This is a genomic window from Pseudoalteromonas atlantica (assembly GCF_043641955.1).
Classification (GTDB): domain Bacteria; phylum Pseudomonadota; class Gammaproteobacteria; order Enterobacterales; family Alteromonadaceae; genus Pseudoalteromonas; species Pseudoalteromonas atlantica_A.
In genome coordinates, this window is record NZ_JBHZRV010000006.1 from 279,685 (window position 1) to 291,163 (window position 11,479).

The 11,479-nt window shown below is 39.9% G+C and carries 11 protein-coding genes; 6 read left to right on the forward strand and 5 right to left on the reverse strand.

What is annotated here, in order from left to right; translation table 11 throughout:
- Positions 1 to 140 precede the first annotated feature (140 nt).
- Both cysQ and nudE read right to left on the reverse strand, forming a co-directional pair.
- Positions 141 to 938, reverse strand: coding sequence for a 3'(2'),5'-bisphosphate nucleotidase CysQ (gene cysQ / locus ACHUE3_RS13845; RefSeq protein WP_394192977.1), 798 nt, complete (start codon positions 936 to 938; stop codon positions 141 to 143).
- A complete protein-coding gene (gene nudE, locus ACHUE3_RS13850; protein ID WP_394192992.1) occupies positions 935 to 1,504 on the reverse strand; it encodes an ADP compounds hydrolase NudE in 570 nt (189 codons plus the stop codon). Before nudE ends, cysQ begins: the two co-directional genes overlap by 4 nt.
- A gap of 62 nt (positions 1,505 to 1,566) precedes the next feature.
- Here nudE and yrfG point away from each other — a divergent pair, with 62 nt between their 5' ends.
- Positions 1,567 to 2,217 carry a GMP/IMP nucleotidase gene (yrfG, locus tag ACHUE3_RS13855; protein WP_394192978.1) on the forward strand — a complete coding sequence of 217 codons (651 nt, stop codon included), beginning with the start codon at positions 1,567 to 1,569 and terminating at the stop codon, positions 2,215 to 2,217.
- Here the strand turns inward: yrfG and ACHUE3_RS13860 are convergent.
- Complete coding sequence (locus tag ACHUE3_RS13860; protein ID WP_394192979.1) at positions 2,214 to 2,837, reverse strand: dUTP diphosphatase; 624 nt, start codon at positions 2,835 to 2,837, stop codon at positions 2,214 to 2,216. The two genes, yrfG and ACHUE3_RS13860, sit on opposite strands and share 4 nt — an antisense overlap.
- A gap of 122 nt (positions 2,838 to 2,959) precedes the next feature.
- Between ACHUE3_RS13860 and ACHUE3_RS13865 the strand changes: the two genes are divergently transcribed.
- Entirely contained in the window at positions 2,960 to 3,589 is a 630-nt protein-coding gene (locus ACHUE3_RS13865) for a peroxiredoxin-like family protein (RefSeq protein ID WP_394192980.1), read from the forward strand.
- Positions 3,590 to 3,631: 42 nt separating this feature from the next.
- Here ACHUE3_RS13865 and ACHUE3_RS13870 read toward each other — a convergent pair whose 3' ends face one another.
- Both ACHUE3_RS13870 and ACHUE3_RS13875 read right to left on the reverse strand, forming a co-directional pair.
- Complete coding sequence (locus ACHUE3_RS13870; protein ID WP_394192981.1) at positions 3,632 to 4,000, reverse strand: YacL family protein; 369 nt, start codon at positions 3,998 to 4,000, stop codon at positions 3,632 to 3,634.
- Positions 4,001 to 4,117: 117 nt separating this feature from the next.
- Positions 4,118 to 4,342 carry a hypothetical protein gene (locus ACHUE3_RS13875; protein ID WP_058560768.1) on the reverse strand — a complete coding sequence of 75 codons (225 nt, stop codon included), beginning with the start codon at positions 4,340 to 4,342 and terminating at the stop codon, positions 4,118 to 4,120.
- 310 nt (positions 4,343 to 4,652) lie between these two features.
- Between ACHUE3_RS13875 and uvrD the strand changes: the two genes are divergently transcribed.
- The 4 genes from uvrD to ACHUE3_RS13895 are packed head-to-tail and all read left to right on the forward strand — an operon-like array spanning position 4,653 to position 10,885.
- Entirely contained in the window at positions 4,653 to 6,818 is a 2,166-nt protein-coding gene (gene uvrD / locus ACHUE3_RS13880; RefSeq protein WP_099296358.1) for a DNA helicase II, read from the forward strand.
- Positions 6,796 to 8,889 carry a tRNA(Met) cytidine acetyltransferase TmcA domain-containing protein gene (locus ACHUE3_RS13885; protein ID WP_394192982.1) on the forward strand — a complete coding sequence of 698 codons (2,094 nt, stop codon included), beginning with the start codon at positions 6,796 to 6,798 and terminating at the stop codon, positions 8,887 to 8,889. The genes uvrD and ACHUE3_RS13885 overlap by 23 nt, the downstream gene beginning before the upstream one ends.
- Positions 8,858 to 9,976 (forward strand): ABC transporter substrate-binding protein, encoded by a 1,119-nt coding sequence (locus ACHUE3_RS13890; RefSeq protein WP_394192983.1) that lies wholly within the window; start codon positions 8,858 to 8,860, stop codon positions 9,974 to 9,976. The genes ACHUE3_RS13885 and ACHUE3_RS13890 overlap by 32 nt, the downstream gene beginning before the upstream one ends.
- A 60-nt stretch (positions 9,977 to 10,036) precedes the next feature.
- Entirely contained in the window at positions 10,037 to 10,885 is an 849-nt protein-coding gene (locus ACHUE3_RS13895; RefSeq protein WP_394192984.1) for a CZB domain-containing protein, read from the forward strand.
- Positions 10,886 to 11,479: the final 594 nt, after the last annotated feature.

Below are 11,479 nucleotides of genomic sequence, written 5' to 3' on the forward strand. Positions count from 1 at the left end.
CCTGTAATTTCTTCTTAACAGTTTCGTGTTGTTTGCGAGCCTGTTTCGAAGAGAGCGCTATCATATAGTAATAAAATTAGAATGCAAGGCTTAAACCACTTAAAGCTGTTCAACCGAACAAAAAGCAAACAAAGCGCTAATTAAAGCGCTCTTTGGTGCGGACTTATCATTTTCTGGAACTCCCAATCTGGGTGCCCCATGACGATGAAGTCTGGGTTTTCAGTACTCTCTCGCTGATTATACGTAAGTGGATTAAATTCAGCATCAGTAATACAACCACCCGCCTCTTCAACAATAACTTGTGAAGCGCCGGTATCCCATTCACCAGTTGGGCCAATACGTAAAAAGCAATCTGCTTTCCCTTCGGCAACAATACAAGCTTTAAGCGAGCATGAGCCCACCGCTACCGTTGTAAATTGGGTATTTAAATACTGACTTACGGCTTCTATTTTTTGCCGACGGCTAACAGCTAACGTTAAATTATCAGGTGTAGCAACACTGATTTTTTCATCAATACCATCTGTGCGTTTAAATGCCCCGTTTTGGTGACTAGCAAAATAGGTAATCCCTTTTGCCGGCCAGAAGATTATACCTAATACAGGTCGGTTATTTTCGATTAGCGCAATGTTTACGGCAAAATCACCACTTTCAAGAATAAACTCGCCAGTACCATCCATTGGGTCAAGCAGCCAATAACGCTGCCAATCTTGCCTATCAGCAAGAGGCGGAATAGGTGTTTCTTCAGACATAATAGGAATATCAGGCGCAAGGGCCTTTAAGCCAGCGACTAAAACATCATTGGCGGCTAAGTCAGCTTTTGTGACAGGAGTGTGATCTGACTTTTCCTGCTGACCAATATCATCTTTCTTATAAATCGCCATAATAGCCGCACCCGCACTTTGTGCAAGTTCAATACATGGCTCTAGTAATTTATTCATTCACCGCTCTCCGAATCAATGCGCTTCATTAATAATAGCAAAGCTGCAACGCTTCGTGCTTCTGTAAAGTCATCTTGTTGTAATAATGACTGCCATTGCGTTAATGGCCACTTAACCACCACTAAGGGCTCTGGTTCATCCCCTTCAAGAGTTTGCGGGTAAAGCCCTTGTGCAAACAAAATGTGCATCGTGGCATTGAAGTAACTAGGGGCCATAGACACTTTTTTTAGTGGTTCTAATTGCTCAGCACCAAAGCCAACTTCTTCTTTAAGCTCACGGTTGGCTGCTTGCTCTGGCGTTTCACCGGGATCGATTAAACCTTTGGGAAAACCAAGTTGATAGTCGTTTGTGCCCGCGCAATACTCTCGGACTAAGAGTAATTCGTTATCAGCTGTTAATGGCACGATCATCACAGCCCCTCTGCCGCCGCCACGGATCCGTTCGTACTGACGCTGTTCATTATTTGAGAACTTTAAATCTAGAGATTCAACCGTAAATAAGCGACTTTTTGCAACAACTTGATTGCTAATAATCTGCGGTGGTGTTGGGTGCTTTTTCTGTGTCATTGGCATTAATTTGTTATCATGGATGCTTAACACAATCATAAATCTTTTATAGAGAAATGCCTATGCTAAATTGGTCGAAAATCGACACCGTACTATTAGATATGGATGGTACCTTACTCGATCTGCATTTTGATAATCACTTTTGGCTTAACGTTATCCCTGAGCAACACGCGATTATGCAAAACATAAGTTTAACGGATGCTAAAGCCGATATTCACAAACGCTACCAAGCAGTGCATGGTCAAATTCAGTGGTATTGCCTTGACTATTGGGAGCAGCAACTAAACCTGCCAATCATGGAGCTTAAACGCCAAACCCAGCATTTAATCAGAGTACGCGAAGACGTACCTGCGTTTTTAACCGCCATGCGTAAAGCAGGTAAAGAGCTAATTTTACTGACCAATGCCCATCCTGAAAGTGTGATGCTGAAGTTTGAGCAAACAGATATTGACAACTTTTTAGATGGTGTAGTTTCTACTCATCAATATGGTGTGAGTAAGGAGAGTCAACATTTATGGCAGCAAGTGCAAGCCGACTTAGGGTTTGATAAACAACGTACGTTATTTGTAGATGATAGCTTAAGTGTATTAAATGCAGCGAGGGAGTTTGGTATAGGTCATTTATTGGCAGTTGCAAACCCTGATAGTAAGCAACCGCACAATGAAATAGATGACTATTTGAGCATCAGAGATTTTAGCAAGGTACATCCTTAGCTTTTAGGGTAACGCGCTTCAAGGCCTTGATATACAAGTTTTGCAAAACCTGCATGTTCGGTATCAAGGCTTTTAACAACATCAACTAAATGCTCATTGTCTTCTTTGCCATTCCACACTTTAATGTAACTGCCATCTTTATAACCATGATCTTGGCGAAAGAAATTAAGCGTGTTTTTACCCACGTAGCCACGGTATAAATCGTCAATGTTCATGCCGATTTGCGCCATACAACCAGCGAAAGCTTTAGCATTAAACACTTTATCTGCAACGGCTGACGCCGCTAAAATTTCGAGTGTTTGTTTAAAGTCATCGGCTGTTTTTGGTGAGCTCAATTCTTCTTCAAGCTGTTTAGCTAGTTCTAAATAACTGGTTTCACCATCAATACGCAGTGATAATCCAAAGTGGAATATATCAACTAGTTCTAAGATAACTTGCTCAGTATCTGGTGTTTGCTTTTTCCACCACTTCCAGCCGAAGTGATCAAGCATTTCTGCGCACTCAACCCAAATTGCTCGGTTCCATTCAAAACCTTGGCTGAACCATTGCTCATGAACTTTGGTGTTCATTGCATTTTGCATTTCTAGCATTACTACTAGTTTATTTAAATTGGCAGACATGTCTCTTCCAGTTACTATTTTCTAATTGCGGTTAATAATACAGATAACTAAGATCTATTGAAATTATTTCTGATGTTAGCCTGTCTAGTTTCATTGTCTAAATCAATTAAAAAGAGAGCTACATGCTAAAATCAATTTTACTTACTTTTACTATACTCTTAAGTGTTGGTGTATCTGCAGCAACGGCAAACAATATTGCAAACAAAGCTGAGCAAGTTAGTCCGCTTATGCCAGGACTAACAATCCCTGCTACAACATTAAAAGATAAAGACGGAAACAATGTTGATTTAAGTAAACGCTTTGCTGAAAAAACAACCGTGCTAATCGTTTACCGTGGTGGCTGGTGCCCGTATTGCTCAAAGCAATTAGCCAGCATTCAAAATATAGAACAACAAATCGCTGATTTAGGTGCGCAGATTATTGCAATATCACCCGATAGCCCTGAAAAACTAGCTGAAACTAAAATTGATTCACCTAATTATCAATTGCTTTCAGACGATAGCCTAACTTTAAGCCAAGCACTCGGACTTGCATTCTACTTAGATGATCAAACAGCTACGATTTATCGTAATAAACTTGGTGTAAATTTTGTATCACTCGATGGCAAAGCAAAAGTTGCGCTACCTGTTCCCGCGGTGTTTGTAGTGGATAAAAAAGGGTTAGTGAATTTTCAATATGCCAACCCAAATTATAAAGTTCGCCTGACTGAAAACCTGCTACTGGCAGCGATAAAATCAGTCTCTGAGCAGTAATCACGTAAATAGAATTTATAGCACAGAGCTGCGGTTCTGTGTTTATCTTCCTGCTGTAAACTCATGCCATGAATTAATTAAATCAACAAAATCTTCAAAGCCACAGCCGCTACTTAAACCATTTTCTTCAAGCATGAGTTCATCATCTTGATAAGCAATTAAATCTTCCGAATCTTGGTGTAATGCATGGGCTTCAAAAATTGCTTCATCTTTATTTAAGATTAAATCAATTTCTTGACCTTGCAGCCTTAATGGCTCAAAGCTACTGGCAACTGATGCAATTAAGGCCTGCACCATGGCTATTTTCTCTTTGCCGATCTCTTCATTTAACCAACGACCAATCACGGCGTGCTCACTGCTAATTTTAATCCGTAAACCACTAATAGGATCGCGTATAAATTGATATTCCATAACTTTATTCCAGTACTGCTAATACACAAGATTATAACCTAGTCAGTTATGAATAACGAAAGCCAGATACAAAAATAGCGCTATAAAGCGCTATCTTTTGCATTTCAGTAAAGCTTTCTACCGGTAGGATCTAAAGCGTGCGGCATCAATGATGGCCCAAATATATACGATAGGTAGAAGTACAAAACCTATTGCAACGTAAATCAATACGCCACTAATGACCCAGGCTAAGAAAAAGAAAATTGCCGCCATAATACGACCTTGCACTAACTGTCCAAGCCCTGGAAAAAATATATTACAAATTGCTGCGATTACATTACCGCCTGAACCTTGCTCTGCCATATTAACCTCAGTTATTAATTTAATTTTCTTATTAGATACTTACACACTTCGTGCCAACTCTTTAATTTATTAATAATCATAAACTTACATAAAAATAAACAAATAGAAACTTGTCTTAAATCGTGATTTTTACTAAATATCAGTCAAATTGGCTACAGCAAATATTTCATACAACAATAGCTTAGCTAAAAACACGGTTAAATAGAATAAAGAACATTTTTAAATTAACTGTTTATAAAAACAGTATTTTATTTAGCCTAACAAAAACACCTGTTATACTGCCTGCAATATTGATTGAAAAGGCGTGATGATGGACGTTTCAGAATTACTCGATGGCTTAAATGACAAACAACGGGATGCCGTAGCTGCTCCACTGCAAAATATGCTGGTGCTAGCAGGGGCTGGCTCTGGTAAAACTCGAGTACTGGTTCATCGCATAGCTTGGTTAATGCAGGTAGAGCAAGCATCTGCTTACAGCGTTTTCGCAGTAACATTTACCAATAAAGCAGCAAAAGAAATGCGTTCTCGGGTTGAAGAAACACTCGGCGCCCCTGTCGGCGGTATGTGGATTGGTACATTCCATGGTTTATCGCATCGCATTTTGCGTGCACATCACCGCGAAGCTAATTTACCTGAAGCATTTCAAATTTTAGACTCTGATGACCAATTAAGAATGATTAAACGCTTATTAAAAGCGATGAACATCGATGATAAAAAATGGCCTGCTAAACAATTTGGTTGGTACATCAGCGCGAAAAAAGATGAAGGCCTTCGCCCAAAAGACATTCAAGCTTATGATATCAATGAGCAAATGATGCTTAAGGTTTATACTGCTTACCAAGAGGCTTGCGATCGTGCTGGTTTGGTTGATTTTGCCGAAATTCTGCTACGTAGTTTTGAAGTATTAAAAAATAATCCAACCTTACTGCGCCATTATCAACAGCGCTTTGCCCACATGTTAGTGGACGAGTTCCAAGATACCAACACCATTCAATATGCGTGGCTCAAGCTACTTGCTGGCGATACCAACAGCATTATGATTGTTGGAGATGATGACCAAAGTATCTATGGCTGGCGCGGTGCCAAAATTGAAAACATCAAACGCTTTCTAACTGATTTTGAAGCCGAAACAATTCGCCTTGAACAAAACTACCGCTCAACGGCCACTATTCTTAAAGCCTCCAATGCGCTGATTCAAAATAACTCAGACCGTATGGGTAAAAGCCTGTGGACTGATGGCAATGAAGGTGAGCCAATCTCTATCTATGCCGCGTTTAACGAATTAGACGAAGCTCGTTTTGTTAGCAGTAAGCTTCGTAGCTGGCTTAATGCGGGTAATGCATTACAAGATGCGGCTATTTTATATCGTAGTAATGCGCAGTCGCGGGTACTTGAAGAAGCCATGTTACAAGAAGGCTTAAAATACCGTATTTATGGCGGGATGCGATTCTTCGAACGTCAAGAGATCAAAGATGCTCTGGCTTATTTACGCCTTGTAGGTAACCGCCAAGATGATGCTGCTTTTGAGCGTGTTATCAACACCCCAGCACGCGGTATTGGCGATAAAACCCTAAGTCACATACGTGATTGTGCTCGCGCTGAATCGTTACCTCTTTGGTATGCGGCAAAAGCCGTTGTTGAGCAACAACACTTATCTGGCCGTGCAGCGAGCGTTGTTAGTAAATTTGTTGAATTGGTTGAGCATATAGAAGAAAAAATTGGCGACCTGACACTCGAAGAGCAAGCCAAGTACGCAATTCAAACATCTGGCTTAATGGCCATGTACCAAGCCGAAAAAGGCGAAAAAGGCCGCGCTCGAGTAGAAAACTTAGAAGAGCTTATTAGCGCGTGTGGTCAGTACGAATTACCAGAAGATGAAGAATTTAGTTCACCACTGCAAGGCTTTTTAGCCTATACCTCACTTGAATCAGGTGATGGCCAAGCAGAAGAGCATGAAGATGCGGTACAAATGATGACCCTTCACTCAGCAAAAGGGTTAGAGTTCCCGCTGGTATTTATGGTGGGTGTTGAAGAAGGCATGTTCCCTTCTCAGCAGAGTAATGAAGAATCTGGCCGTTTAGAAGAAGAGCGCCGCCTGTGTTATGTCGGCATGACCCGAGCAATGGAAAAGCTTTATATTAGCCACGCCGAAAGCCGCCGTTTATACGGCCAAGAAAAATACCACAGCCCGTCACGCTTTTTACGTGAAATGCCTGAAGATTGTGTTGAAGAAATCCGCATTAAAACTCAAGTCTCTCGCCCACCTGCTGCAGGACGCTTTAGCTCATCAGTCAGCCATGCAGCATTTGAAGATAGCGGCTTTAATTTAGGCCAACGCGTTGTACATGCAAAGTTTGGTATTGGTACTGTATTAAATTACGAAGGTGCAGGCGCTCAATCACGCGTACAAGTGAACTTTGACGATGTAGGCAGTAAATGGCTAGTAACTCAATATGCACGACTTCAAGCAATTTAATACTGAGCTAAACAAAGCATTATCACTACTTGCCTATGCCAAACATAGGCAATTATTACTGATCACAGGTGAACAAAACTGGTGCTATTTAGCTGCTCAGCACTTGCTCCACGAGCTAAATGGCGCCAAGGTCAACGTATTATCCAAAAGCACAGAACTTACTCCTAGCTTTTGGCCAGAGCACACTCATCAAATTTTAGGTCAAGAGTTTGAGCATGCTATTTATGATGGTTTTAGTGGTATTTTACCCGACAAACTCGCAGCACTAAGCGGCACTGTTAAAGCCGGTGGTTTATTGGTACTGCTTTTGCCAGAATTAAATAACTTAAAGGATTGGTGCGATCCAGCTTTAACTTATTTTCAGTCCTATGCACAAAATCAACCCACAAGCTTTTTTAATCAGCGCTTAGCAAGATTACTAACACAGAGTAAGGCCCTTCATTTTAGTCAGTTAAATGGCTACACAGGTACACAAAATAATACTGTAGAAGCTGGAGTTATTGATTTAACTGAGCAACAAGCCTGTATTGAGCAAATTGTAAAAACAGCTAACGGGCGAGCAAATCGTCCTTTATTAATAAGTGCAGATAGAGGCCGAGGAAAGTCATCAGCGCTGGGATTCGCTGCCGCGCAATTGTCAGATAAAAAAATAGTGGTATGTGCCCAACAATTTTCTGCTTTAAACAGTTGTTTTAAACACCTCGCACAAGCACATAATTTAAGCTACAACACCTCAGATAAACAACTAGCAAATTTACACTTTAGTGCGCCCGATCAATTACTGAATGAACTCCCTGAATGTGATGTGTTATTTGTTGATGAAGCTGCATCTATACCCGTACCATTGCTTATAAAAATGCTTACCCATTACCCACGCATTATATTTGCAAGTACCATGGTGGGCTATGAAGGCAATGGCCGAGGCTACACATTAAAATTTAAGCGCTACTTACAAACCCATTATAAAAACATGCGCAGCATTGAACTCAAGCAGCCAATTCGTTTTGCAACTAACGACCCTCTAGAGCAAAAAATATGTACACTGCTTGCACTTAATGCGCACTATGACGACCAGTCAAACAACTATGAATCTATCGAATTTAAAGAAATCAAGTCTGACAGACTTTTAAACAATGAACCCTTACTGCTTGAAGTTGTTGGCTTACTGTCATTGGCGCATTATCAAAATAGCGTAAATGATTTACGCCACCTACTCGATGCCACTTCGCAACGTTTGTTTGCATGTTTTGATAATTCCAAAATTATTGCCGTGTGCTTAGTCGCGATAGAAGGCGGGTTAACATCTGAAATATCTGAACAAATCGCAACCGGTAAACGTCGGCCACAAGGCCACTTAATGGCACAAACATTGGCTCAGCTTACGTTTAACTCTACGGTTCTTACAAAGCAGATGGCGCGTGTTGTACGCATAGCTGTTGCACCAAATAAGCAAAACAAGGACATTGGTTCTAAGTTACTTCAATTTACCGAAGTTCAATTGTCTCCACAATGCCACTATTTTGGAGCAAGCTTTGGCGCTAATGATACGCTATTAAGCTTTTGGCAAAATAATGACTTCAAATTGGTAAAATTAGGCTTTAAAAAAGATAAAGCAACAGCAGAGTACTCAGCTCTTGTTGTTAAACCGTCCGATGCAGGCAATACTTTAATTGAGACGTTAACTACACAGTTTAGCGCCGACTTCGCATTTCAATTACTCGGTCATTACCAGCAACTTGATCACCAATTAGTCGAAGTTATCATCACTAATATGCACAGCATCCCCTATTCAAAAAGCGAAAATAAACGCCTAGAAGCATATATAACAAGTGATTTTCAGATCCACAGTATTAAACCATTACTATGGCGCAAATTTTGGCAATACCCGGGTAGCTTTAAAAACTGTGACGAACATACCAAATATCTCTTAATTAGACTAATATTACAAAACTGGTCGCCAGAACAGGCATGCCATGATTTACTTAGTAGCGGGAAAAAATCTCTTAGTAAACAATTTAAACAGGCTGTAATTAATTGGTATGAAACTCTCTTACATTCAAATACATTATAAATTGTTACTGTGGCTGCTCCCATTCGTCAGCTATTTTTGCTCTGCTTCAGAGCCCCCTGAAATAAAATTAGGCATGTCCACTGCCTTAAGTGGCCCAGCAAAACAGATTGGCGAACAACTTTACTTAGGGAGCCAAACCTATTTTGATAAGCTTAATAAAAATGGGGGGATTAACGGCTCAAAAATCAATCTTATCGTTGCCGATGATGGGTATGAGCCTAGAAGGGCCGTTAATAATACTCACCGTTTTATTCAAGATGAAAATGTCTTAGCGCTATTTGGGGCAATGGGCACTCCCACAAGTCATGCCGTTTCACCAATATTAGAAAAACTTCGAATACCCTATCTTATGCCCTTTAGTGGGGCTGACTTTTTGCACTTAAACCCAACTATAAATGTGTTTAATACCAGAGCAAGCTATTACGATGAGGCAAAAGTACAGATAAAATATTTAGTCGAAGAAAAAAAGCATACAAAGATAGGTTTTTTAATTCAAGCGGATGAGTTTGGTTATGTTGTAGAAACAGGGTTGTTAAAATCACTATCAAAATATAATTTAAAGCCTATTAAAGTGGCACGCTACCTACGTAATACTCATGACGTTGACCGAGCACTAAAAGCATTAAAAAGAAGTGGAGTTACTGCTATTTGCTTGGTTGGTACATACAGTCCTCTATCAAAGTTTATAAACACAGCGTATGAAGAAGGCTTTAAACCAGATTATACAAGTATTTCATTTGCTTCTAGCCCTGACTTATTTTCTAGTTTGAAGTACCCAACTGACTTAATGGTGACTGAAGTCGTGCCTAATCCTGCGCAATGCGATAACAGTTGGTGTAAAGAATTTTTATCTGATATGCGCGATAAAAATATCGATAGACCAACTCGGCTTCACTTTGAGGGCTATTTAAATGCAGTTATTTTCGGCATAGCAGCAACTAGTTGTAAATCTCCTTTAGAAGCCAAATGCTTAATGTCACAACTGGACAAAACATTTCACGAAAACAAAGAAATACATGAACTCTTTACCTATTCAGGTCAAATAGACACGCATAAGGTATACCGTTCATTATTCTCATTAAAATAGCTGCTATTTTTCAATAGTGTTCTATTCTTATATAACCTACTAGGAGGTGATGAGGAAACTATGGATTTAATTAACTTTCGTGTTGGACAAAAGACTATTTCGTTAAAGATATTAGACATATTATTAACGGAACGTTTTGAAAATAACCTGACTTCATTGCCAAATGAAAATAAGAGCTTTATTGGTGTAAAAGACTATATGGAAACACCAACACCAATCTTTGACTTAGGTATCGTTCTAAATAACCAATCAACATACATCACCAATAAGCAACTTTCCGATCTTCTTGTAGAACGTGAAAAAGATCATTTAGAGTGGCTTGATGCTCTTGAAGCAAGCCTCACAAACGGTACTCCTTTTAATAAGTCTACAGACCCTGATAAATGTGAATTTGGTAAATGGTATACTAATTTTAAAACTGATAACGAAGATCTTAAAATCATCCTAGATAAATTTGATGCCCCACATAGAGAGCTCCACGCTATGGCTGGTGAACTGCTTGATATGCAGAGGCGGTTAGGAAAAGAGAAAGCTATTGCACATTTCAATACAAAAAAAAGAAGCGTTTTTAATGTGCTAGTGAGGCTTTTCGAGTCTGCAAGAGAGCAGATTAATCTTGATTACAAACCTATCATCATTTTTACTACAAAAGATGGACACACTCCTCACCTAGGCCTGTTAGTTGATAAAGTAGAAGACAATATCAACATCAGCAAAGAAGATATTAAACCATTGGATAAGTTAACATCGATTGGATTTGATATCGAACCACAAACAAAAAATATGATGATAGGCTTAATTAAACTTGAACAAAAACACAGTGTACTGATAGATCCTGGAGCAATATTTAGACCTGAACACCTTAAACGCCAACATGCTGAAGAAACTGAGGCCTATGGAATTTTCTAATTATTAGCTGGTTAAAATAAAACTTAAATCGCTTTTATACCAGACAAAAAACCCGTTACATCGCTGTAACGGGTTTTCTTATCTGAAACCATGGTTGCGCTACGCAGTAGGATGACCTACTTTCATATGCAATGTACGTTTAATATTATTTAAAAATTACTCACTGGGCTCTGAGTGGGTCGTTGCGTTCTTTTATCCGCGGGTTTCGTGATGCTCAACCCACGCTACGGTGTATTGATTGACACTGCGCTACTTGGTAGCTTTCCTGAAAACGTAAAAAAGCCCGGCTCTTTCGAGTTGGGCTTTCTTGTATTTGGAGCCATGGTGCGCTACGCAGTAGGATGACCTACTTTCACATAACAAATGCTACACTATCATTATGTCGGGGCGGCCTTCCGTGGGGCTCGCCTTCGAGCTGTTTTGTTTCACTACTGAGTTCGGCATGGGGTCTTGGCTATTTATTAAATACCAGACAACAAAAAACCCATTACATTGCTGTAACGGGTTTCTCTTAATGGGAGCCTGGCGATGACCTACTTTCACATAACAAATGCTACACTATCATCGGCGCTGTTTCGTTTCACTACTGAGTTC